Source organism: uncultured Campylobacter sp. (assembly GCF_905372745.1).
Taxonomy (GTDB): domain Bacteria; phylum Campylobacterota; class Campylobacteria; order Campylobacterales; family Campylobacteraceae; genus Campylobacter_A.
The window spans coordinates 13,411-34,966 of the sequence record NZ_CAJPQR010000022.1 but is presented as its reverse complement, the minus strand read 5'-3'; the positions used below and the strand labels follow the sequence as shown (position 1 = coordinate 34,966).

Annotated in this window: 25 protein-coding genes and 1 other RNA gene; 6 read left to right on the top strand and 20 right to left on the bottom strand. The window is 45.2% G+C overall.

Annotated features, from left to right (window positions below; translation table 11 throughout):
• From QZ157_RS07340 to QZ157_RS07325, 4 genes are all read right to left on the bottom strand, one after another.
• A partial coding sequence (locus tag QZ157_RS07340) for a hypothetical protein (RefSeq protein ID WP_295143773.1) occupies positions 1–294 on the bottom strand: 294 nt, incomplete at its 3' end.
• A gap of 3 nt (positions 295–297) precedes the next feature.
• Entirely contained in the window at positions 298–624 is a 327-nt protein-coding gene (locus tag QZ157_RS07335; protein WP_295143771.1) for a hypothetical protein, read from the bottom strand.
• A 39-nt stretch (positions 625–663) separates the two neighbouring features.
• A complete protein-coding gene (locus tag QZ157_RS07330) occupies positions 664–930 on the bottom strand; it encodes a hypothetical protein (protein WP_295143768.1) in 267 nt (88 codons plus the stop codon).
• Complete coding sequence (locus QZ157_RS07325) at positions 927–1,169, bottom strand: hypothetical protein (RefSeq protein ID WP_295143766.1); 243 nt, start codon at positions 1,167–1,169, stop codon at positions 927–929. The genes QZ157_RS07330 and QZ157_RS07325 overlap by 4 nt, the downstream gene beginning before the upstream one ends.
• A gap of 151 nt (positions 1,170–1,320) precedes the next feature.
• Here QZ157_RS07325 and QZ157_RS07320 point away from each other — a divergent pair, with 151 nt between their 5' ends.
• The gene (locus tag QZ157_RS07320) at positions 1,321–1,533 is read left to right on the top strand and encodes a helix-turn-helix transcriptional regulator (RefSeq protein WP_314734740.1); all 213 of its coding nucleotides are present in this window, start codon (positions 1,321–1,323) and stop codon (positions 1,531–1,533) included.
• 1,232 nt (positions 1,534–2,765) lie between these two features.
• On the opposite strand, the gene QZ157_RS07315 is transcribed toward QZ157_RS07320, so the two are convergent.
• The 10 genes from QZ157_RS07315 to QZ157_RS07270 all read right to left on the bottom strand — a co-directional run bounded on the left by QZ157_RS07315 (position 2,766) and on the right by QZ157_RS07270 (position 8,223).
• A complete protein-coding gene (locus QZ157_RS07315; RefSeq protein WP_295143763.1) occupies positions 2,766–3,164 on the bottom strand; it encodes a type II toxin-antitoxin system PemK/MazF family toxin in 399 nt (132 codons plus the stop codon).
• A gap of 75 nt (positions 3,165–3,239) precedes the next feature.
• Entirely contained in the window at positions 3,240–3,986 is a 747-nt protein-coding gene (locus QZ157_RS07310) for an aspartate carbamoyltransferase (RefSeq protein ID WP_295143760.1), read from the bottom strand.
• Between the two features lie 61 nt (positions 3,987–4,047).
• The gene (locus tag QZ157_RS07305) at positions 4,048–4,290 is read right to left on the bottom strand and encodes a hypothetical protein (RefSeq protein WP_295143757.1); all 243 of its coding nucleotides are present in this window, start codon (positions 4,288–4,290) and stop codon (positions 4,048–4,050) included.
• Positions 4,287–4,517 (bottom strand): hypothetical protein, encoded by a 231-nt coding sequence (locus tag QZ157_RS07300; protein ID WP_295143754.1) that lies wholly within the window; start codon positions 4,515–4,517, stop codon positions 4,287–4,289. The genes QZ157_RS07305 and QZ157_RS07300 overlap by 4 nt, the downstream gene beginning before the upstream one ends.
• On the bottom strand, positions 4,514–4,768 hold the full coding sequence (locus tag QZ157_RS07295) for a hypothetical protein (RefSeq protein ID WP_295143751.1): 255 nt from the start codon (positions 4,766–4,768) through the stop codon (positions 4,514–4,516). The genes QZ157_RS07300 and QZ157_RS07295 overlap by 4 nt, the downstream gene beginning before the upstream one ends.
• 1 nt (position 4,769) lies before the next feature.
• Complete coding sequence (locus QZ157_RS07290) at positions 4,770–4,961, bottom strand: helix-turn-helix domain-containing protein (RefSeq protein WP_009650500.1); 192 nt, start codon at positions 4,959–4,961, stop codon at positions 4,770–4,772.
• 215 nt (positions 4,962–5,176) lie between these two features.
• Positions 5,177–5,872 carry a hypothetical protein gene (locus QZ157_RS07285; RefSeq protein ID WP_295143746.1) on the bottom strand — a complete coding sequence of 232 codons (696 nt, stop codon included), beginning with the start codon at positions 5,870–5,872 and terminating at the stop codon, positions 5,177–5,179.
• The gene (locus QZ157_RS07280; protein ID WP_295143743.1) at positions 5,844–7,091 is read right to left on the bottom strand and encodes a site-specific integrase; all 1,248 of its coding nucleotides are present in this window, start codon (positions 7,089–7,091) and stop codon (positions 5,844–5,846) included. The genes QZ157_RS07285 and QZ157_RS07280 overlap by 29 nt, the downstream gene beginning before the upstream one ends.
• Before the next feature lie 300 nt (positions 7,092–7,391).
• Positions 7,392–7,749, bottom strand: a transfer-messenger RNA (tmRNA) gene (ssrA, locus tag QZ157_RS07275).
• Positions 7,750–7,815: 66 nt separating this feature from the next.
• Positions 7,816–8,223, bottom strand: a complete 408-nt coding sequence (locus tag QZ157_RS07270; protein WP_295143741.1) for an Hpt domain-containing protein — start codon at positions 8,221–8,223, stop codon at positions 7,816–7,818.
• An 85-nt stretch (positions 8,224–8,308) separates the two neighbouring features.
• Between QZ157_RS07270 and panB the strand changes: the two genes are divergently transcribed.
• The 3 genes from panB to ruvB all read left to right on the top strand — a co-directional run bounded on the left by panB (position 8,309) and on the right by ruvB (position 11,425).
• Positions 8,309–9,112 (top strand): 3-methyl-2-oxobutanoate hydroxymethyltransferase, encoded by an 804-nt coding sequence (gene panB / locus QZ157_RS07265; RefSeq protein WP_295143738.1) that lies wholly within the window; start codon positions 8,309–8,311, stop codon positions 9,110–9,112.
• Between the two features lie 148 nt (positions 9,113–9,260).
• Positions 9,261–10,148, top strand: coding sequence for a tetratricopeptide repeat protein (locus tag QZ157_RS07260; RefSeq protein WP_295143735.1), 888 nt, complete (start codon positions 9,261–9,263; stop codon positions 10,146–10,148).
• 257 nt (positions 10,149–10,405) lie between these two features.
• Positions 10,406–11,425 carry a Holliday junction branch migration DNA helicase RuvB gene (ruvB, locus tag QZ157_RS07255; protein ID WP_295143732.1) on the top strand — a complete coding sequence of 340 codons (1,020 nt, stop codon included), beginning with the start codon at positions 10,406–10,408 and terminating at the stop codon, positions 11,423–11,425.
• 368 nt (positions 11,426–11,793) lie between these two features.
• On the opposite strand, the gene QZ157_RS07250 is transcribed toward ruvB, so the two are convergent.
• A complete protein-coding gene (locus QZ157_RS07250; protein WP_295143730.1) occupies positions 11,794–12,180 on the bottom strand; it encodes a hypothetical protein in 387 nt (128 codons plus the stop codon).
• A 17-nt stretch (positions 12,181–12,197) separates the two neighbouring features.
• Positions 12,198–12,485: a hypothetical protein gene (locus QZ157_RS07245; protein ID WP_295143727.1), complete on the bottom strand. Its 288-nt coding sequence runs from the start codon at positions 12,483–12,485 to the stop codon at positions 12,198–12,200.
• Between the two features lie 281 nt (positions 12,486–12,766).
• Here QZ157_RS07245 and QZ157_RS07240 point away from each other — a divergent pair, with 281 nt between their 5' ends.
• Together QZ157_RS07240 and QZ157_RS07235 are read left to right on the top strand one after the other, a co-directional pair.
• Positions 12,767–13,810 carry an AI-2E family transporter gene (locus tag QZ157_RS07240; RefSeq protein WP_295143724.1) on the top strand — a complete coding sequence of 348 codons (1,044 nt, stop codon included), beginning with the start codon at positions 12,767–12,769 and terminating at the stop codon, positions 13,808–13,810.
• A gap of 151 nt (positions 13,811–13,961) precedes the next feature.
• On the top strand, positions 13,962–15,296 hold the full coding sequence (locus QZ157_RS07235) for an OprD family outer membrane porin (RefSeq protein WP_295143721.1): 1,335 nt from the start codon (positions 13,962–13,964) through the stop codon (positions 15,294–15,296).
• 925 nt (positions 15,297–16,221) lie between these two features.
• On the opposite strand, the gene QZ157_RS07230 is transcribed toward QZ157_RS07235, so the two are convergent.
• From QZ157_RS07230 to QZ157_RS07215, 4 genes are all read right to left on the bottom strand, one after another.
• On the bottom strand, positions 16,222–16,740 hold the full coding sequence (locus tag QZ157_RS07230) for a ClbS/DfsB family four-helix bundle protein (protein WP_295143718.1): 519 nt from the start codon (positions 16,738–16,740) through the stop codon (positions 16,222–16,224).
• A 335-nt stretch (positions 16,741–17,075) separates the two neighbouring features.
• Positions 17,076–17,759: a tetratricopeptide repeat protein gene (locus tag QZ157_RS07225; protein ID WP_295143715.1), complete on the bottom strand. Its 684-nt coding sequence runs from the start codon at positions 17,757–17,759 to the stop codon at positions 17,076–17,078.
• A gap of 1,050 nt (positions 17,760–18,809) precedes the next feature.
• Complete coding sequence (locus tag QZ157_RS07220; RefSeq protein WP_295143712.1) at positions 18,810–19,529, bottom strand: fumarate reductase iron-sulfur subunit; 720 nt, start codon at positions 19,527–19,529, stop codon at positions 18,810–18,812.
• Positions 19,522–21,540 carry a fumarate reductase flavoprotein subunit gene (locus QZ157_RS07215; protein WP_185897649.1) on the bottom strand — a complete coding sequence of 673 codons (2,019 nt, stop codon included), beginning with the start codon at positions 21,538–21,540 and terminating at the stop codon, positions 19,522–19,524. Before QZ157_RS07215 ends, QZ157_RS07220 begins: the two co-directional genes overlap by 8 nt.
• Between the last annotated feature and the right edge of the window lie 16 nt (positions 21,541–21,556).

The following is a 21,556-nucleotide window of genomic DNA, read 5'->3' as shown; positions in this document are numbered from 1 at the left end:
TAGCTTTATTCTCTCCTCTAGCTTTTCGCACTCTTTGGCATAATAATTAAATAATCGGTATGCTTGTAAGCCCGTTTCAAATAATGCGTCCGCCATTCCTTTTGCCTCTCTCTTTGCTACCTCTGCTTGAAACGCTTCTCGCGCCTTATCGCCTCTTGCTCGCTCTAGCTCAATGCCTCGCTTATGCAAGCTAGTCCATAACCTACAAGCGAAATCTTTTAACTGTGAATAGCTGGGCGCGTCTGCGCCCTTAGCTAAATATCTCAAAGCTTGGTTAAAGTCTCTTTTGTTCATTGCTCACCCCTTGACTATTTCCCAGCCTTTATCATCATAGGCGGTTATTTTCTTTACGAGGTCGTCCGCACTTATCAAACCCTCGCGATACTGCGCTAACTCAAGTTGAATAAACTGGTAGTGCGAGTTAATCTCGCCTAGCTTTGCGTTCTGCTCTTTTGCGGTCTTTAGCTCCTGCTCTGTCTTTTCAAGCGCGCTTAACAAAGCTTCTGCGCTTTCCTCCGCTTTGTCGAGCCTATTTGATAAATCCTCGATTATCTCGTTGGCTCCGATCAGGGCGTCCGTTAATGCCGTATGGCTCATTTGGTTTAATTCTTGATTTGTTTGCATTGCGTTTTCCTTTTTTTGCGATGTGTCGATTAGCTTCGCTTACGCGTCGCACCTTTGGGTTAGTTCCTCGTTTTCCTCTTTTAGCTCTTTGAGCTGTAATCTTAGCTCTTTTAGCTCGTCGTTTAAAGCCTCTACCATAATGCGCAAAGCTTCGTTTTTGTCGGTTACGTGAGCTAGCGAGCAATAAAGCCCGTATGCTACGTCGTAAATAGCCTTATGCGATAAGTTTTCCGCTCCGCCCGCTCTTTCCATAATAAGCTTATTAAAGCCCTCTTTGCTGTCTCCTCTCTGCGTAAATAAAATCATTTCTTTATCTCCTTTCTTTGTTCGGCTATTTTTTTATCTGCGTAATCTCGCACGGCTTGGGCTACGTCGTCAATCGCGCCTGCTAAGAAGTAGCTTGCGCTCATAACGGTATCGTCGTTAATGCCTGCGTACTTTTTAAAATACGGCAAAGCTAGCACTAAAGCACTAATAGCGTTTAGTGTACTCGGTATCTCGTTGGTTAGGTCTAGCTCGTCGGCTATGTCGAATGTTAATTGCATTGGGTCTCCTTTAAATATCAGTATTTTATGGTTTATTTGTAGAATAATATCATATTAAACTAACAAAGTCAATATCTTTTATTATGCTTTTATGATATTTTCACTTTTTTATGATATGATACTATGACAAAATACGATAAAGGGGTTTTTTATGGAATTGACAAGAGACGGCTTTAATGAGTTACTAAAGCGCGTAAATTTGAGTAAAAAAGAGTTTGCGGAGCTTGTGGGCGTTCAGTATTCGAGTGTTAATAATTGGGGTAGCGGTAAATTTGGCGTGCCGTATTGGGTAAAAAGCTGGCTTGAGAATTACGAAAAATCAACGCGCTACGAAAAAATCAAAGAATTAACTAAAGACCTTTAACCTCATCGCCACAAAATCCCCTTTAAATGCCACCGCTTTAAATCTCTCTCTGGTAGCTACCTAAGTTAAATTTACCCAGCTACCTACATTTAACGTAGCTAGCTACCAGTATTTAATTCCCCTAGCTCCGATCACGGCACATAACTTCGATTTATTCAGGCTTTGCGGTCTATTTACGGCTAAAAATGCCGTATTCTGATCTCGACGCTTGGCGCAAAAATGCGTTTAGCTCTATGAATTAAACTCACCCAGCTTTTAGGGTTTCCCTCTTTTTTGCGGATAACCCCTTTTTCAGGATTTTTTGAATAAGCCCGTTTTCATTTTTTTGAGAAATCCAAAGGATATGAGTTTAATGCCACCCCCTTTAAAATCAGGGCGGGGGGGGGTCGGTAGTGGCTACACCCTTTAGATGGTGTCTGTAATAATGACGCCATAATGCGCCTATGGGCTAAGTCCGGTAACGGCTACCTCATCGCTTAGCCTATACAAGTTATCCGCCTCCGCCCTTTAAGGGGGGGGCGTATTCATCAAAAATAACCTTACCCTATCTAAACGCAAAACAAAGCCCGCTATTTGATTTTAACTCCTTTTGATGTCTTTGTATGTTCTGGAGGCTCTTTTTAAAACGTAGCCCCCTTATTTTTATTCTATGGGCTATTATGTTAATTTGCTCTCTTTGGTATTAGATTATCGCTCGCTTGTTTCACTCGCTCGCTACTTTAAGGAAACGAGGCTAGATTTATCAAAAAGGCGTGATTTTTGAGGGATGAAAAGTAAATGGTACCCTACCTACTAAGGGGGTCTGAAACTTAAAAATGCGTTTTTTACTTTCGGATAAATTACGCGCTAGCCCCGTATGGGCGCAGGCTAGCGTTGATTTTAAAATCAAAATGCGATTTTAATTTTCGCTTTACGAATGATAACGTATGATAACGAAAAGCGATACACGTTTTAGCGTTTCTTAAAGTAAATGAAACGGGCAAAAAACGGCTTAAGGTTCGGGTACGGTTTTGGGTAAATGCGGGTTGATTTGCGGGCGATGAAGTTCAGGCGTTACAATGTAACGTTACGGCTTTATTTGATACTCTCTCGCTATCATAAGCTATCAGATAGATTTATTTTGCTTGACTTTTTAGGCTCTAGGTTGTATAATTCGAGAATTACCAAAGCCCCCTGCTTTGGATTGGGTCGAGCTTAATCGCTCGGCTACCCGGGCTTAGCACCCGGGGTAATCATCTAAAAAAATCCCTTAGCTTTTCTTTTACGGCGTTAAAATCCTCGCTTGTTATTCCGCCTTTGCGCGCGTTAATCACTCTTTTCGTGTCAAATAGCCTTATTTGCGTGAGTAACGCTACTTGCTCTTTGTCGTCGGTATCGGTAAATTTGTGATACGCAAAACCGCTTTTGTTTTTGGTCTTTGAGCTTATCGGCACGCCGATAAACGCTTTTTTAAAAACGGTCTTGACGACTAGCACGGGTCTTAAAAACTTATCGCCTTTACCGTAAATTTCCGTGCCGATATTTCGCCCTACGCTTAGCCAGTAGATTTTACCTGCTTTTACGTAACCTTGCTTTGAGCCGTCTAGCTCTTTTTTAATCTCGTTCCACTCATCAAATATTTCGTTATTCATTAATAGCCTTTTAGCGTTAGGGCTAAATTTTACGAAAATCAGGCTTAAAATCTTTTCATAAGCTATCGGCGGTTATCACGCCCTTAGCTCTCTTTTGTTATTCTTTGCCTTGTATGCTAACTTTGCCGGCTGCGCTTTGGTTGCAGTGTCGATTATTTGCGAAAAATCGCGCACGGCTTGGCGCAAATGCAGTTCTAGCCGTTCGGCTCTAGGTAGTAGCGCGGGCTTATTTAAATCGATTATCGGAGCGGTAGCTTCGGCGCGATACAGCGGTAAATTTAGATTATTCTTTTTGGCTTTGTCGTAAAAATAGACGCGCTCTAACGCCGTAAGCTCGGTTTTTAAATACGTCGTATCGCCTATTTGAGCTTTGTCGAATACGTCCAGGTTAAACGGCTCGGGGCGGTCGAAACATAAATCGACGCTAGAGACGTTATTAACCGCGCCTAAAAGCTCCGCTACGAGTTCAAAGGGCGGGGTGGGCTTATGATATTGCTTTAGCCCGTAAAACTCAATCACGGCGCGCTGCCTGCACTCATTATGGGCTTTTGTAGTAGCGTAGAATATGCTTAGATTTTCGAGTTCGTAAAGCTCGGTTATTTTTAGCCCTCGAAACTCATAACGATTGGATATTTTTATCTCTTTGGTATCTCGCATTTTTCGCCATTTCAAACCGTGATTTTTGGCTATGCTTTTAAGTAGCTCGATTTTGGTGTAGTGTTTGCGCGTTACTCTGTTTTTTAGGAAACTCGCGCGTATGGTGTCTACGGCTATGCTGGGCGTTTCAGCTAGTATTTGGGTAATTTGAGGTAATATTTCCACGTTTTAATATCCAAAGGGCGGTTAAACTTCGCTTGGCTTGACCGCCCTAAAATTCTTTGATTTACGCTACTTTAACGCCTCGTGCTTTTAGCCACTCAATAGCCTTTTTTCTTTGCTCGTCGTCTTTAAAATAGGCTATTTTGTAGCCTTGCCCGTCGTGCCATTTACGGCTAATAATACCTGCGCGCTCTAGCTGTATCAAATAAACGTTTTGGTTACTAGCCGTGATATTGCACGCCCTTATCGGTTCATCTCTTGCTATCATCTTTTGTAAAATTTGCTTTTTTACCGTCTGCGCTCTCATCGGTTATTCTCCTCTCTTATGCCTAGCTTTATTTCTAGCTCTTTTATGCTCTTACTCTGTGTCTGCACGATATGAAACAAATCGTAAGCGCAATCAAGCAAAGGTTGGGCGACGCCGTCCAAACTCGCCACCTTGTAAGCGTGCAAATGCTTTTTAAAAGCCTTTAACATAACCTCATCGTCCGCGCTAAAGCAAAGTTTGCTAGGCGTAAATACTAGCTTATTCATCGTGCGCTCCTTTGAAAAAATCGCTCTCTTAGCCGTTGGTTTTCGGTGTGGAGTGCTTGGAGTTGATCGCGCTGTTCGTGTAGGACTTGAAATAAATTAAAGGCTACTGCCAGCCCTTGATTTAATCCCTCTTTGTAGTCGCTAGGCTCATCGCTTGTCGCAGATTTTAGGACGTCCGGATAAACTTCACCCAGCATTCGCGCAAAATCTGAATAAAGCCCTTTTTCGGCTTCGTTTTCAAAGGCTTTCATATTACGCGCTCCTATCTTGTAAATACGCGTCTAGCTCGCTCTTTAAAAAGCGGATAGTGCGCTCGGTTAAGCGTTTAGGCTTCGGGAAATCGTCGCGTTTCATAAAACGCCATAACGTAGCGGTCGAGATGCCTAAATACTGCGCCGTTTCTTTCGGGCTTAGCGTGTTGTTCTTTGTGATTAATGGGTTCATAATAAAAACTCCTTACGAGTGATATTATTTATCCGCGTGCGCACTTGAATAAATATGAGTGAATTATCGCGGGTTTCAGAAAGATACTCAACGAAAAATATTTTTAGTCGTATGTGTAAAAAACGATTATTTGGGTGTAAATTTAAAGATTTTTAATATGGGCTAAAAGAGTAAAAGCCCTAAAAATAGGGCATTGATAATGGCTAAAAATATTTTTAGTCGTCTTGGGCGTCTTTGTCTTTTGGGTAAAAATATTTGTAAATTTTATTCGCCAAAATCGCTTTATTAAAAAAGTCGTATGCATCAATCTCATAAAACTTAACTAATTCAAGCATTGAGTTTTTGAAGTTGTCTTTTATTGCTTGCTTATTCGTATGCATATCATATTCTTGTTTTAGCTTCTTAAAATCTTTAAAGTACAGTTCTGTCCAATTCTTAAAACTGTTTATTTCTTGTTCAAAAGGGGATAACTCAGAATCTTGGTCATAATAGGAGCTAGTATTTATGTGTATGTGGAATTTGTCCTGTATGGTTTTGTCATCGTCTGAATAAAAATAAAAGGCGTGTTCTAAATATTCCAATGCTTCTAAATAATTCTCGTATCTTGTTACTAAAATATCTTTTTTAACAGCTCTAGCATCTATTATTCGTTTAAAAAATGTAGTAAAATTTAGTAATGCTTGGTGCTTTGTTTCCTCGTCGTTGAAAAATTTAAAAAGTGGCGCAAAATCCTCTGGCAATAATTTTCCAGCCTCTCCACTTCTGGCTTTTTCAATCATTGCCGTAAATTCGCCGTCATAATCAATGGCGTTGTTTCCCAATAAATATACTCTTATGTCTGATATTACCGCCTCGGCTTGGCTGGATACTTGAATATCTTTTTTATCCTGCGCTTCTTGGTTGTATGGCATTCATTCCCCCTTTCACTTCGTCCAGATAATCGCTCCACCACTGCATAAGCTCGGCGCGCTCGTCTAGTCTTTGGCTTCTGTCGTAGATTGACTTTATTTTATTTCGCTCTCTGTGGTCTAGGCAAAGCTCGATTATTTCCGCGTCTTTGCCGTGGCGTTTGATATTTTCGTTTAGTAGCGTCGAGGCGGTCGCCCTTAGCCCGTGAAATACCGTCTCGTCGCCGAAGCCTAGCCTTTTAAGCGCATAATTGAGCGTATTTTCGCTTAGCGGTTTTAGGCTCGTGATGTCGCTAGGAAATACGAAGTCGCCCCGCCTTATCTCGTATTGAGCCCTTAAAAGCTCTTTTGTTTGCTTGCTTAACGGCACGGCGAAGTCCGCGCGCATTTTCATTGCGCCCGCGGGAAATACGATGAGGTCTTTATCAAAGCTCACGTATTGCCATTTTAGTTCTCTGACGTTCACGCTGCGTAAAAAGGTGTGTGCGCCGAATACTAACGCCTGCTTGGTGCTGTTTGAGCCTCTAAAGCCGTCAATCGCCCTTAAAAGCTCGCCTAGCCTCTCGGGGTCGGTTATCGCCCTGAAGTTCTCGCATTTTGAGGTTTTAAAGGTGTCGGTAAAGATTATGTCGCGCGTCGGGTTATGGTCTATGTAGCCTTTATTGACGGCTAGGTCTAAAATCTTACGAAGTAGTCTAAACGTGCGTTTGCTCGTGTCGTGGCTTATGCCTTTTTTGGCTTCGGTATCTTGTATACGCTCGATGACCTGCGCGTAGTCTCTGCGCGCTAGCGTTTTAACGTCGCCGTCTTTTAGATAGGGCATAAGATAATTATTTATCCGCCCCGTTTCTCTGCTTAGCGATGAGGTATTTTTAGCCCGCTCTTTTTCTATCCACTCGCGCGCCGCGTCCGCAAATTTAACCGCCTTTTGAGCTATCACGGCTTTTTTAACGTCCTCGCCTCTCTCTTTTAGTCTTTTTAGCTCGGTCGCTTTGGCTCTTGCTTCGGCTAGCGTGATACTCGGATATTTGCCTATGATGATTTGATTAGTTTTGCGGTTCTCGCCTGCGTATCTAAAAATAAACGTTTTGCTTACGCCGTTTTTGGTCTGCGTCGCATAAACGTAGAGATACGGAGTTGAAATATCTTTAATCCACTCTCTAGCTTTGCCGTCTTTGAGCGTATAGGTTTTTAGTTGGCTATCTTTCGCAAACGTCGCCATTTTCTCGCCTTTTGTGTATGTGTAAGTGTGTTTTTAGGTGTGTAAAATAAATTTGCTTGTTTTTGGACACACTCAAAATCTAGTTTTTGCGTTTATGATTTTGCGCAAAGCCCGTTCTTATCGGTTATCCTATTTTTGAGTGTGTAAAAATTTAGCGTTTTGGTCGCACACACTCAAAAACACACTTATTTTCTTGAAAATGTATGATATTGTATGAAATCTTATGAAATGCTAAAAGTGGTTTAAAGCTCGTATTTTAGGGCTTTTTGAGGGCTTTTGAAATCTTGTGGAAATGTTAAATGGTGGAAGCGAGGGGGATCGAACCCCTGTCCAAAAACAAACCGATCACAGCCTCTACACGCTTAGCAAAAGTGAAAATTTCATCTAAAAGGGCTCACTTTCCAAAACCTTATTTTAGACTAAGACAAGATTTCGGCTAGCAGCTCGTCAGGCCGCCAACCTACGCTAGCTGGGGTTACTCGCCGCCGTCTTAGCTAGTATCGGACTAGACGAGGCTCAACTGAACTTACGCAGCTTTAGCGTAAGCAGGAGCGTAGTTAACGTTGTTTGCGTTTAAATTTATTTGAGCTTTTTACGCTTTGCTCAAAGCGACGTGCCACCGTGACCGCTCTGCTCCTGTCGAAGCCAAGTCGCTCCCGTAAGAATAGGCTAAATTTAGCCTCGTTTTAAAGGTTGTGGATTATATTATTTTTTGTATTTTTTGTCAAACGTCTAGTTTTTGGGGTATTTTTACGATATTGGCGTCCAACGGACTGAAAAACTCGGCATCGTTTTCTATATCGTTTTTGTATCTGTCAAATTGGTCGCTCAACAAAAGTAGCCAGTCTACGAAGTCATCGTTTGCTGGTCCCTGTAGATCCCTTGCCTCGCCGCAGATTTCCTCGGCTAAAGTAGTTAATTTTAATATAGGATCAAGCTTCATAAAGCCTGCGGCAGACTTGATGTTATGAAAAATTCTAAAAAGTTCGTTGATGCTACCTGCGTATCTATCGGGTCTGCTTAGGCTTATTATGAGCGGCTCCATCAGATCGCACATCAAGGCGTAGTGCGACAAAAACTCCTCTGCAATATCATAGGAATAGTCGATTTCAAGGCTTTTTAGCAATCCCATTTGCCGTCCTTTAACGTAATTGCTTTCATTGTAACATTTTTTTGATAAAATTGAAAATAAAATACCGAAATTTAAGGAAAAATTTATGCTAGAAAATAATAAAAAAGTTACAATTTATGACATAATTAACAAAAAAAGCATTCAGCCTATCGTAATGATAACCGCCTACGATGCGCTTTTTGCACGTCTTTTTGACGAATACGTCGACATTATCTTGGTCGGCGACAGTCTAAATATGAGCTTTAACGGCAAAAAAGATACGCTTAGCCTTAAGATGAACGACGCGCTTTATCACGTCAAGGCTGTTTTGCAGGGCGCAAAACATGCTTTTATCGTTGCTGATATGCCATTTGGCAGCTATCAGGATGAAAAATCTGCGCTAAAAAACGCGACTAAATTTATCAAAGCGGGTGCGGACGCGGTCAAATTTGAAGGCGGTCTAAAAGCCGCTCCCATCGTAAAAAGGCTTGCTAGCGAGGGCATAAACGTTATGGCTCACATCGGGCTCATGCCACAGTTTGTGCGAAACGAAGGCGGCTACAAGATAAAAGGGCGCAGCGAGGCCGACGAGATGCGCTTGATCGACGAGGCAAAGGCACTCGAGCGCGCTGGAGCGTTTTCGGCCGTGGTCGAGGGCACGCTAAGTCCGGTTGCCACAAAGGTCGCAAAGAGCGTGCAAATGCCTATCATCGGCATCGGCGCTGGCGCCGACGTGGATGGACAGGTGCTCGTGTGGAGCGATATGCTCGGCTTTTTTGACGAGTTTAAGCCAAAATTCGTCAAACGATACCTTGACGGCGCAAATTTAGTACGAACGGCGGTAGAAGCCTATGCTCGCGAAGTTAGAGAAAAGACCTTTCCGAGCGAGGAGTTTGAGTATAAAATTTAGCTTATTTTAGGCAAATCTAGTTGGGGTAATTTGGTCCTTAGGCGTTAAATTTGGCGAACAGAGTTTGGTTTAAATTTGAACGCTTGCGTTTACCCGCCCCTCGTCAAATTTGACGGGCAAATTTGGCTATCAAAACAAGGAGCAAGGTTTGAAAATTTTATTGATCTTAGCGACGCTTTTGGGCTCACTAATGGCCTCAAATCCGAATTTTGGGCTAGGCATCGATAGTCTTGGCGAGCAAAACAAGCAAATGCAGAACGAGAAGCGATTTTCTAAGCGCGAGGAGGCCGCGAGACAGGCTATCGAAAATGCCGATTATGAGGCTGCTTTTAAGATTTTATCGCCGCTTTGCGAGGAGGGCGACGCGATGAGTTGCGCGGCGCTGGGCAGTATGCATTTTAGCGGGCTGGGGGCCGAGAAAAGCAACGAAAAAGCCGAGCTTTTCTTTGAAAAATCGTGCGAGCTAGGAAACGGCACGGGCTGCTTTGATCTTGCGCTTTTAAACGTCAAGGAAATTTTTGGCGCCAAGGATGAAAATAAAATATTTCGCCTCTACGAAAAAGGCTGCGAGCTGGGCTCTGAGGCGGCTTGCAACAACCTGGGCCTCATCTACGAATCGCAAAACGATCTCAAAAAATCCGTAAATTTATACGCCAAAGCGTGCAGGAAATTTGACGGCGCGGGCTGCTATAACTACGGCAGGATGATGCATGAGGGGCTGGGCGCAGAGCGCGATCTAGCAAGCGCGCACAAGGCTTTTGACACCTCGTGCTATATGAAAAACGCGCTTGGCTGTTATGCTCTGGGCTACGTTTACGAGCACTCGCAGGGCGTGGAATTTGCGATTTATGACGCGTACGACGGCTATTCGCGCGCTTGCAAGCTCGGTAACGACGACGGCTGCAGGGCGCTTGGTTTTGAAAACTACGAAAAAAATATCGAAATTTACGAAAAATTCGAATCCATCGCGGAGGGGTGTAAATTTGGCAACGATAGCGACTGCAAGCTTTTAAAAGCGAGGATAGCGGCGTTTTAAGCTCGGGCTGATTTTTGAGATTTATCCGCTTCGGCCAGGCGGATAAATTTGAGCTTTGTTCGGTTTGAAAACCCTAGCCTTTACGGCGCCAAATTTAACGCTACCGTCTTAAATTTACCTTTTTTGCTCAAATTTAATCACCTTCTATCCCAAATTTACTGCCGAACGCCGAGTCAAATTTGAACAAAGGCGAAAGCCAAAACTTACCCAAATTTTTGTAAAATGCGGCAAATTTACGAAAAACAGAGCCGAAAAAAATGGATAGAATAGTCGAAATAGAAAAAATAAGCTTTGAGAACGATTTTGAGGTGTCGCTGCGCCCCACGCGCTTTGAGGATTACATCGGGCAGGAAAAGATCAAGCAAAATTTAGGCGTCTTTATAAAGGCTGCTAAAAAGCGCGGCGAGTGCCTAGATCACGCGCTTTTCTACGGGCCGCCGGGCCTTGGCAAGACGACGCTGGCGCACATCATCGCAAACGAAATGGGCGTGAGTATCAAGATGACGGCCGCGCCCATGATAGAAAAAAGCGGCGATCTAGCAGCGGTGCTAACCAATCTCCAAGAGGGCGACGTGCTGTTTATCGACGAGATCCACCGCTTGAGTCCTGCGATCGAGGAGGTGCTGTATCCGGCGATGGAGGACTTTCGCCTAGATATCATTATAGGCTCGGGGCCTGCGGCGCAGACTATCAAGATCGACCTGCCTAAATTTACGCTGATCGGCGCTACGACGCGCGCGGGTATGATCTCGGCACCCCTGCGAGATAGATTCGGAATGGATTTTAGGCTGCAGTTCTATACCAGAGAGGAGCTGGCTCGTATCGTGCAGATCGCCTCGGTGAAGCTTGGCAAAGAGTGCGAAAAAGCCGCCGCTCTCGAGGTCGCCGCTCGCTCGCGCGCGACGCCAAGGATCGCGCTACGGCTGCTAAAGCGCATACGAGACTTCGCCGAGGTAAACGACGAAGCCGTTATCTCGCAACCTCGCGCCAAAGAGGCCCTGGACGCGCTTGGCGTAAACGACATCGGCTTTGACGAGATGGATATCAAGTATCTAGAGATCCTGCTCGCCGCCAAACGCCGCCCGATGGGTCTAAGCACGATCGCGGCGGCTCTAAGCGAAGACGATGGTACGGTCGAGGACGTGATAGAGCCCTATCTGCTCGCTAACGGCTACATCGAGCGCACGGCAAAGGGAAGGCTAGCTAGCGCCAAAGCCTATGAGGCGTTTAAGCTCAAATTTGACGCAGATGCGCAAAAAGGATTGTTTGAGGAGTGAGGCGAATTCGGCTCGCTCGTAAAATTTAATCACCAAATTTTAGTCGCCTTTTGCTTGGGAAATTATCTTGGGTTTAAATTTAATGAACGTAAAAAAACGCCTTCGTTTACGCGCGGGTAAAATTTGATCGTATTTTTGTCGATAATTAAGAGAGGCGTGAATTTAGCCGCTACGAAATTTTGTCAATTTTAAAACGAAAGTCGTAGGTTTGGTGAAATTTGAGCGAAAATCGCGCGAAAAATTTGATTTTATTTACGGCTTGGAATCGTGCGATGGCGGCGGTAAATTTCGGCGCGAGAGCAAAAACCCAAAGCGCCAAAATTTTAAAGTTTTATCTAAAACTAAACGACCAAGTGCCTTTATTTGTCTCAATCTGCGTTTCTAGAGGATCGCAGTCTGCGCCAAAAACCCCCCTTATCTCCAAAGTTAAGCTCAAGCGCATTATCCTTGCCGTATTTATCATAAAAATCCGACATAGCTAGAGTTTCGATCGTTTTGTGGTACTTTCTGTCTTTTACCTCCACGCTATTTTCATTTTTCTTTGCGACAAACTCAAAAAGATATTCGCCATCTTTAGAATATACTTTCCAAGACGTACCGCAGTTTCCTCTGTTTACAACCATGTTATATATCTTAAGTCCTTCTTCCAACGAGATTATGATAACCGCTCCTCTTCTGGCCTGTACCTCAAACGGCGCCTTATCCGTCTCCTTTGCTCCATCGCTGCCGCAACCTATGAGTACCGCCGCGGCCAATACCAAACTTTACTTTTTCATTCTCCTTTTAGTTTTTTGATAGCTTCTTTTCTTTGCCCGTCTTTGGGCTCACCAAGGCTAGGTAAATTTTCTAAAAGCCCTGCAGCAAGCTCCTCGGAAATCAAAAAATAGCAAGGCTCGCCGCCTCTGGTAACGGGATAGCCGTTTTTGCCCTCTATAGAGCTTTCCCACCTCATGCCTACGCGCCAGCCGCCCATACTACCGCTAAAACCGTAAACGACCTCAAAGTCGCCCTTTTCGTAAAACGTTTCGGGCTTAACGTCAAACGGATAAAAACCGCTCATAAATCTCCTTTAAATAAAATGCAAAGGCATTCTATTCCCCTCCCCTTAAAAATCAATTAATCTTGCATTCAAATTTGCCTCCGAATTTTTCCCTTAAGCTTGCCGTATCTGCCCAAAAATAGCGTTAAATTTGCCGTATGCGCTTAGATAGCCGCTGCTCGTCCCGCGCGCATCTAAATTTACGCCTGTTTTACCCAGTCGCGCTAAAGCCGCCGCATCCGCCACTCGCCCGTCCGCAAAACCCCGCAAAATCTGATATAATAAGCCCCCAAAGGATAAAAATGAAAAACAACCGCATATTTTTCGGGCTTTTGATGCTGTGCGCGTTAGGACTGGTGGGCTATCTTTTTAAGCCGTTTTTGCTAAATATCTTTATCGCCGCCTTGCTAGCCGTCGCCACCTCAAACGTAAACGTCAAATTTTTGCAACTAACGAAAGGCAAAAGAACGCTCTCGGCGGCTCTTACGACGCTAGCGCTGTTTTCGCTATTTATCGCGCCGCTTTTGTACGCCGTGATCGAGCTGGCTAAACACGCGGCAAGCTTTAACACCGGCTACATAACAAACACGCTAGATTATTTTCAAAGCGGCAAATTTCAGCTACCAGAACCGATCAAATTTCTAGAGCCTAAAATCAAAGAGATGATCGCCGATATCGACGTCAAGGCCATCTCGGCAAATCTCATCGCAAATTTAGCCGGCATCGGAAAATCAAGCGTAAATTTTCTCGTAGACGTGATTTTTATCCTCGTATTTTTCTTTTTCGCCCTACTTTACGGCAGCGAGCTTGTTGGCTACCTAAAAAACGCACTTCCGATGAAGGAGAGCGAGAGCGAGTTTATCCTCAGCGAAGTGGCCAACGTCATGAGCGTCGTGCTTTATTCTATCGTGATAAACGCGATTTTGCAGGGTTGCCTCTTTGCTATCATCACGATTTCCTACGGCTACAACGGCTTTTTAATGGGCATACTCTTTGCCTTTACGTCGCTCGTGCCGGTAGTAGGCGGCTTGCTTGCTTGGGGGCCTATTAGCCTTTACGAGTTTGCTAACGGCAACACCGCAGCCGCTATCGTCATCGCCGTCTATACTATCGTCGTGATCTCCATCGTCGCAGATACCTTTTTAAAGCCGATCGTGATTAAATTTATTAACGACAAGCTCGTAAAAATCCCGACAAAGATCAACGAGCTGTTGCTGTTTTTCTCGATGATAGCGGGCATCTCGACGTTTGGCTTTTGGGGGCTTATCTTGGGGCCTGCGATCGTGACGTTTTTTATCTCGACGATCAAGCTTTATACATTGCTTAAAGAGCGCTCGGTCGTCTAAATTTGCCTAAAATCGGCAATATTTTTAGCAAATATCACAAATCTAACGCGATTTTTATTATTTTCTGTGCTATAATCCTTAAATAAAAAAATTAATGTTCCGCATTAAATTTGCGGAACGTAAATTTGCTAAATTTAATCAAGGAGTTTTTATGAAACTAGCAGAACTAAGTTTAGCCGCCGTTTTGGCGCTTGGCTTTTTGGGCGCCGCAAACGCAGCCGATACCTTTGGAGAGGCGTTTACCAAAGGAAAACTAGCGGGCAAGATCCAAGCCACGTACGCGGATCAAAAAGACGAACGCGCGCCGATACACGACGAGCAGCTGACGTCTATACAGCTTGAGCTCGGCTACGTGACCGATCCGTTTTACGGCTTTAGACTCGGCGTTACGGGGCAGGGCAACTTCTTACCGTTTAACAGTATGAGAAAAAGCGGCACTCTATACGACAAAGAGTGGAGAACGCAAGGCGCGGTAATGTCTGAAGCGTATCTGGGCTATGGTATAGGGCAGACCGATATAAAATTCGGCCGTCAATACGTAAATACTCCGCTAGTAGCGGGCAATCCGACGCGCGCATTTAAAGAGGCGTTTGAGGGTCTAACGATCGTAAATAAAGACATACCAAACACCGCATTGATCGGCGGCTGGTACTATAAATTTCAAGGTAGAAGCGCCGTCGTAGCTGGCGGCAAAGAGGGACGCGCTCCGCACTTTAAAGATAGAGTTATAGTAGGCGGCATGGGACCCGTGGCGTATGAGTTTGACAATATCTTTACCGGCGCGGTCATAAATCAAAGCATCCCGAATCTAAAACTAACCGGCGCATACGCTAGAGTGACCGACCTTAGGCGCGGCGCGCTGCAAGGCGACATCAACTTCTACCTAGCCGAGGCTAACTATAAAGTACCCGTCGGCGACTTTAAGATCGGTTTTGACGCGATGTACAAGGGGTCTCGCACTACAAGAGGCCTGGAAGACCTAAACTACGACGGAAATATGATCGGCCTAAGGGCGGGGATTTATGATTTCGTGGGCTTTAGCGCCTCTTACGCCTATACGACCGTCGGCGACAACGACGCTTTGGCGTTTGGTCTAGGTAACGGTCCCGGCTCATACACGCTGCTTCCTATCCGCGGGCCTTTCGTATTTACGGGCTATGCCGGTATGAATACGCATAAGCTTTTGTTTGAGTACGACTTTAAAGACGCGGGCGCCGAGGGCCTAAAAGCAAAACTACATCTAGTAAAAGGCAAACAAGACGCCCCGCATCGCAATGCCGGTCCGACCGCGGCTAACACGCACATGAACGTCCAAGGCTGGGCGGCGCAGGCTAGCTACGATATGCCGTGGGTCAAAGGGCTAAGCGCAAGCGTCACCTATACGGCTCTTGAGAGAAAGAACTTTGATACCAGAGGAGCCGTTAGAAAGACCGATAACAACGAGCTTTGGCTACAACTCGGATATAAATTTAACCTTCTAAACTAGCTTTTAGCCACGCGGACGTAAATTTGACGCGTCCGCTACCCTTTTATCTGATTTTTGCGTTTGGGTCGTAAATTTAGCCTCGTAAACCCGCATAAATTTGACGTAAGCCATGAATTTAATTTTGGAGTTTAAAACGCCTTTTCGTGGCGCTAAAATGCCTGCGCCCGCTGTTTGTCCGCCGAAAATAAACTCAAATAGGACGCGACGCGAAGTTTTTGCTTCCGTTTAGTATTTTTGGGAGCATTTTTGAATGTATTTTAAATTTGCTCGTTTAATTTTATAAATTTATCTCGAGCGGTTTTTAGTTGCCGCGAGTTTTGTTTAGAGCGCGGATTTATTCGGCATTTAAATTTACGAAAAACCGAAAATCTACCGAGCCATTTTTTGATACGGTTTTAAGGCGTTTCGCAAGCTACGCACCGCAAACCGCTTCTTGTTCGTGCGTTTTGTCGCATTAAATTTAAACAAATGCGAGCGCAAATCGAGTCAAATTTAACCCTCGCGCTGTATTTACGGGTTTAATTTTTGCGTTTTTCGGCGCGGATTTAGCCTTAAAAGATCCAGGCAAATTTAACGAGAGCGGCGAATTTACGTTTTGTTTTTCGGCGCTTAGGCTGCGAGTTTCGAGCAAATCTACTGTGCTCTTGCGACTATGGCTAAATTTGCTTTAAAGCTCGCCTGCGGTTTAAATTTATGCGCCCGGTTTAATCCGCTTGCGACGCTTATGGATTAAATTTACGCAAAACACACGGTAAATTTAATATAAGAATTCGCCCCATTTAGCTACGCTAAATTTATCGCTTAAAATTGATACAAAATCAAATTTGCGCCGCAAATGCAGCAATCAAAATCCGCCCACGCCCGCATAAATCTAATCCGTTTGCAAACGCGCGAAATTAGGTCTAAATTTAACTAAAGTCGCAAACTAATTTTCCAAACTTTTCTTATGTTTTCTTATCTTTTTTATCGCCCAGTCGTAGTGTGATGAGGTACTGCCGATGACGTAGGCGGCGAGGTTTAGGTTGCCCGTGAAGTTAAAATATCTGCGTGCAAAAAGCTCCTCGTCGCTAAAATTTGCCGTAAGCGCCGTTACTTTTTCGTGAGTTTGCGCTAGCAGAGCTTTAGCCTCGCAAAGCGGCGTATCTTGGTGCTTGCGCCAAATTTGCACGTTCATCTGCGGGTAGGTTTTCCAGTTGTACGGTTGCGGCAAAAACGAAGCCCGCTCACCGCTTAAGTTTTTTTGGATAAAATTTATCAAAAGCAAGTGCCACTCGTAAAGGTGCGCAAGTACGTCTCGGACGCATTTATCTCTATCCTCGAAGTCAAATTTGGCCTCTTGCTGCGCCTCATTCATGCTCTCAACTAGCGATAAAAGCTTTTTAAAATTTGCCTCCGAAGCGTTTAGCAGGTCTATTTTATTGGTCGGTCGCGGCATGTTTTTCATTTAAATTTGCTTTACGTAACTACGGCAAATTAGCTAAATTTTACTCCGAGTTTTTTAAATTTGCCCTTAAAGACGCGGTGGTTGGCGAGCAAATTCGGCTCCGTTTTTCGGCGTTAAACTTGCGCTAACTAAAGCGGCGCGCGCTTTGTTAAATTCTTACTAGGCTCACGCTACCGGCGGCGATTATGCATGCCTCGCGCAAAACCGCTCCGCGCGAGAAACGGCAGCAAAAAATGCGTAATTTTCTCTCTAGCTGCTAAAATTTAGCCGAAAATTAAGCCTTGGCTAGAACTCGCAATCGCCGCATTTATCGCTAGCCGCAACGCAAACAAACCCTAGCGCTTCTCCTCGATTTTTAGGCTTCCGTCCTCTATCGCGCCTAAAATTTCTCGCGCAAATTTGTCGTTTGGATAAAAATCTAAGTATTTTTGTAGATAAGACTTGGCGCAAATCTCGTCTTTTTGCATCAGACAAATCATAGCAAGTCCCATGTTTGAGCGCTTTTGTCCTAGTTTTAAAGCAGTTTCAAACTCGTTTTTAGCCTCGCTTAGCCGCCCGCTATTTGCTAAAAAATCGCCGAATTCGGCATGTATCTCGCCGTCGTTTGGACGATGCGCCAATAAATTTTTATACGCCGCATCCGCCTTTTGCGCCGCGCCAGCGACGTCAAAGTTATGCTCCATCGTAAAAATCCTAGCCTGCGAAAGCTCAAAATACGCCAGTGCATCATCGTCTAAATTTGTCGCTAGGCCCTGCTCTTTTAAAAACGCAAAGGCCTTATCTAGCGTCTGCAAATCGCTAGATGCGCGCTCCTGGTCGCTTTGCGAATCAAAAGCTAGCGGATACTGACGCGCATGCGCCCACAGCTCGTCCACCACGCTAAAAATGCCGCCGATGTCGATGCTTTGTTTGCCGCTAGCGTCCTTTTTTAGCATCGCCGCATGGTCGTAAGGTCTATAAGGCGCGGCAAGACTCACGCTATAAATGAGCGCCAGCGCGCAGATAAATTTAAAAATCATTTTATTTCCTTTAAGTCAAAATCAGGTATAGATTTTACGGTAAAAATGCTTAAATTTTAGCTGCTTGCGCCTGCTCGGGTGGTTTTTGCAAAGGCTAGGTGCCGTAATTTAGCCGCCTATCGCCAAGCCGGCAAACGAGTAAAATTTATACGCCAGCTTACTAAAACCGCGCCAAGACGCAACATTTACTAACCGCTCGTTTTTGGTTTCATTTTCTAGCAGCGTTTTGATTTCTGCGCGCCAAATAGGGGTCGCATTTGCAAATCTAGTAAACGGCACCTTGCGAGCGAGCATGGATAGCCGCAGTTAATCTGCCGCGTTTCGTTCCGATTTACTCTCAGCAGTGCTGATACACGGCAAATGGCAAGGCATTGTCGCTCATAGCTAGCGATAATGCAGCGACTAGTCGCGCTGCAGATTCGCTTTTATCCGTAATCAGGTTTGCATAGCGCAAGCATGCGGCTTTGTTTAGGCAAAATCTTTTTTAAACGTGAGCGAAGGCTTCTAATAGCGGCACGGTTTTGGTTTTTGGACGTTAGCGCTTGTGTAAGCGCATTTTTTGGCAAGCAAGCGCGCCGGCTACGGATTTGGCGCTATTAAAAACGATAACGAATAGCTACGCCGAAGCGCAAATTTAAGCCCACGCTTAATCTTAGCAAGCCTACCTCAAATACCTTAATCCAAACAAAGCAGCCTACGAATAGGCAAATTTGTCCGGCGATTTTATAAATTTGATACCAAGGTGCGGCCCGCATGATATTTTGCGGGTTCGCTACGGCGGCTTAAATTTTATCAAAACGCCGTTTTGCCGTACGAGCGATATCGCTAAACTGATGAAAATAACCCAAAAGACGTTTTTAAAATTAATTTTGCCGAAATTTAAACAAATAGGGTTTATTTAAAATTTAACGCCGTTTAATAAAAAAATATGGCAATACGGCATAAGCCTCGGCGGTAGTCGCAAAGTCGTAAATTTAAAAGCGGATAAAACGTGAATATTAAATCTAAAAGCTAAAAAAGAGAAATTTAGGGGGTCTTACGACCCCTTGGCTACTTTACCGCAGCCATCTTTCTGCGCATATACGCGATCCTACTTTGTAGCGGGAGGTGTTTAGGGCAGTTATCCTCACAGCCTAGCAAAGTCATACAGCCAAATACGCCGTCATCATCGCCGATAAGCTCGTAAAAGTCCTCGTCGGTTCGTTTATCAAGCGCGTCGATTTTAAATCTAGCTACGCGGTTAAGTCCGACCGCACCGATGAAATCAGGCCTCATGATAGCCGTACCGCACGCAGCTACGCAGATACCGCACTCGATGCAGCGGTCAAGCTCAAATACTTCCTGCGCTACTTCAGGCTCGACTTTTTCCTCAAGCTTAGAGATATCGGTCTCGTGGTCGGTGTGTATCCAGCTCTCCACGCGCTTACTCATCGCGTTCATCCAGTTGCCCGTGTCTACGCTTAGGTCTTTTAGTAGCTTAAATACCGGCAAAGGCATAAGCTCGATCACGCCGTTTGGATAGTCTTTGGTTAGCGTACGGCAAGCAAGCTTTGGCGTACCGTTAACTAGCATACCGCAGCTACCGCAGATACCCGCGCGGCAAACGAAGTCAAAGCTAAGATCAGGGTCAAATTTCTCACGAATTTGGTTTAACGCTATAAAAAGCGTCATACCGTCTGTTTCCTCTAGCTCGTAGGTCGCGAAATGCGGCTTTGAAATTTTGCTTAACGGATTATATTTAAATGCTTTTATGGTTATTTTTCTACTCATATCCTATTCCTGCTCTTTCGTTTGGTGCTTTATATTTAGGCTGAAGATCATAGTGCATTAGCGCTTCTTGGATCTCGTATCTGCCTTTGCCTTCGGCTTCCATTTTGGCGCGGATCTCATCGACCTGCGCTTGGCGTACGGCACTGTCGGGGTGCTCGATGATGTTACCCTTAGCTCCGTATCCGCGGAATGCCGGCGGAATTTCCATTTTCATAATATCAAGCGGCTCATACACGATAGTTGGTAGCGTATCGCCCTCTTTCCAGCTAGTTAGAGTTCTGTTTAGCCAGTTTAGGTCGTCGCGTTTCGGATAGTCCTCGCGGCAGTGCGCTCCGCGGCTCTCGGTGCGATCAAGCGCGCCCTTTGCTATACAAAGTGCTAGTTTTAGCATTTTCGGTACGCGGTAGGCCTCCTCAAGCTCAGGGTTGCCAAATAGCGCCTTGTTTGCGACTTTGACGTCTAAAGATTGCTTATAAAGCTCCTCTAGCTCTTTTACTGCTACGGCTAGACCTTCGCCTGTTCTAAAGATCGCCACGTGCTCCCACATGATGTCTTTCATTTTGTTTTTGATCTCAAATACGTTAAATTTGCCCTCTTTTTCGACAAGGCTCTTTAGATAGTCTTCCTCTTTTTTAACGAATTTTTCGATGTCGTTAGTGTTTATCTCGATCTCGTGTTTACCGCAGTAATCGGCAAAATAATCGCCCACGATCATGCCTGCGACGACAGTTTCTGAAACGGAGTTGCCGCCTAGACGGTTAAATCCGTGCATATCCCAGCAAGCAGCCTCGCCGGCGCTAAATAGACCCGCTAGCGTCGGGCTCTCGCCTGTAGGCTTAGTTTTTATGCCGCCCATAGAGTAGTGCTGCATAGGTAGGATCGGCGCCCAGCCCTTGCCGCGTTGGCGACCGTTTTCGTCGGTATATACTTCGGTGTCGGCAGGATCGATACCGTTAAAGATCTCGCAAATTTCTTGAACGTCGCGTAAGTTTTTCTCGATATGCTCGCGTCCTAGGATCGAGATATCTAGCCAAACGTGATAGCCATAAGGGCTAGGTACACCCTTGCCTGCGCGGATATGCTCCATGATGCGGCGGCTTACGACGTCGCGGCTAGCTAGTTCTTTTTTCTCAGGCTCGTAGTCAGGCATAAAGCGATATCCGTCCACGTCGCGCAAAATTCCGCCGTCGCCGCGGCAGCCTTCCGTTAGCAAGATGCCGCTTGGAACGATCGGAGTCGGGTGAAACTGCACCGCCTCCATATTTCCTAGCTGAGCTACACCGGTCTCAAGAGCGATGGCTGCGCCGATACCCTCGCAAACTACGGCGTTTGTGGTGTGCTTATAAACCCTTCCGTAGCCGCCCGTAGCGATTAGCGTACCTTTTGCGACGTATGCCGTGATCTCGCCGTTAACTAGATCGCGAACGATCGCGCCGTAACAGCGGTTGTTTGCGTGGATTAGCGCGATAGCTTCTTTTCTGTCGTGGATTTCGACGTTGTGCTTTAGAGCTTCGTTTGCTACGGCAAAAAGCATAGTGTGTCCGGTGGCGTCGGCCGTAAAGCATGTTCTCCATTTTTTAGTTCCGCCAAAGTCGCGAGAGTGGATGAGTCCGTGGACCTCTTCTTTTTCTACGATAGTCGTTTTTTGAGCGTTAATAATAGCGCTTCTCTCGCCTTTTGTTATACGAGTCCAAGGCACGCCCCAAGCGGCTAGCTCGCGAATCGCCTTAGGCGCGGTTTGACAAAACATACGTGCAACTTGCTGATCGCAGCCCCAGTCGCTACCTTTTACCGTGTCGGCAAAGTGTACGTCCTCGTTATCACCTTCGCTCATTTTTGAATTTCCCAAAGAGGCTTGCATGCCGCCTTGCGCAGCCGCAGAGTGCGAGCGCTTAACCGGGATTAGGCTTAAAACTACCGTACTTAGCCCCTTTTCTCCAGCGGCAACGGCAGCGCGAAGCCCCGCTAGACCGCCTCCGATAACCAATGCATCATAATATTTTACGTTCATTTTTTAAAGCTCCTTT

Bases quoted from the DNA above. Each gene is read 5' to 3' on its own strand.
- QZ157_RS07335 (WP_295143771.1), bottom strand. From the start codon at position 624: ATGCAAACAAATCAAGAATTAAACCAAATGAGCCATACGGCATTAACG.
- QZ157_RS07330 (WP_295143768.1), bottom strand. From the start codon at position 930: ATGATTTTATTTACGCAGAGAGGAGACAGCAAAGAGGGCTTTAATAAG.
- QZ157_RS07325 (WP_295143766.1), bottom strand. From the start codon at position 1,169: ATGCAATTAACATTCGACATAGCCGACGAGCTAGACCTAACCAACGAG.
- QZ157_RS07320 (WP_314734740.1), top strand. From the start codon at position 1,321: ATGGAATTGACAAGAGACGGCTTTAATGAGTTACTAAAGCGCGTAAAT.
- QZ157_RS07315 (WP_295143763.1), bottom strand. From the start codon at position 3,164: ATGAATAACGAAATATTTGATGAGTGGAACGAGATTAAAAAAGAGCTA.
- QZ157_RS07305 (WP_295143757.1), bottom strand. From the start codon at position 4,290: ATGAGAGCGCAGACGGTAAAAAAGCAAATTTTACAAAAGATGATAGCA.
- QZ157_RS07300 (WP_295143754.1), bottom strand. From the start codon at position 4,517: ATGAATAAGCTAGTATTTACGCCTAGCAAACTTTGCTTTAGCGCGGAC.
- QZ157_RS07295 (WP_295143751.1), bottom strand. From the start codon at position 4,768: ATGAAAGCCTTTGAAAACGAAGCCGAAAAAGGGCTTTATTCAGATTTT.
- QZ157_RS07290 (WP_009650500.1), bottom strand. From the start codon at position 4,961: ATGAACCCATTAATCACAAAGAACAACACGCTAAGCCCGAAAGAAACG.
- QZ157_RS07285 (WP_295143746.1), bottom strand. From the start codon at position 5,872: ATGCCATACAACCAAGAAGCGCAGGATAAAAAAGATATTCAAGTATCC.
- QZ157_RS07280 (WP_295143743.1), bottom strand. From the start codon at position 7,091: ATGGCGACGTTTGCGAAAGATAGCCAACTAAAAACCTATACGCTCAAA.
- QZ157_RS07270 (WP_295143741.1), bottom strand. From the start codon at position 8,223: ATGGGATTGCTAAAAAGCCTTGAAATCGACTATTCCTATGATATTGCA.
- panB (WP_295143738.1), top strand. From the start codon at position 8,309: ATGCTAGAAAATAATAAAAAAGTTACAATTTATGACATAATTAACAAA.
- ruvB (WP_295143732.1), top strand. From the start codon at position 10,406: ATGGATAGAATAGTCGAAATAGAAAAAATAAGCTTTGAGAACGATTTT.
- QZ157_RS07245 (WP_295143727.1), bottom strand. From the start codon at position 12,485: ATGAGCGGTTTTTATCCGTTTGACGTTAAGCCCGAAACGTTTTACGAA.
- QZ157_RS07240 (WP_295143724.1), top strand. From the start codon at position 12,767: ATGAAAAACAACCGCATATTTTTCGGGCTTTTGATGCTGTGCGCGTTA.
- QZ157_RS07235 (WP_295143721.1), top strand. From the start codon at position 13,962: ATGAAACTAGCAGAACTAAGTTTAGCCGCCGTTTTGGCGCTTGGCTTT.
- QZ157_RS07230 (WP_295143718.1), bottom strand. From the start codon at position 16,740: ATGAAAAACATGCCGCGACCGACCAATAAAATAGACCTGCTAAACGCT.
- QZ157_RS07225 (WP_295143715.1), bottom strand. From the start codon at position 17,759: ATGATTTTTAAATTTATCTGCGCGCTGGCGCTCATTTATAGCGTGAGT.
- QZ157_RS07220 (WP_295143712.1), bottom strand. From the start codon at position 19,529: ATGAGTAGAAAAATAACCATAAAAGCATTTAAATATAATCCGTTAAGC.
- QZ157_RS07215 (WP_185897649.1), bottom strand. From the start codon at position 21,540: ATGAACGTAAAATATTATGATGCATTGGTTATCGGAGGCGGTCTAGCG.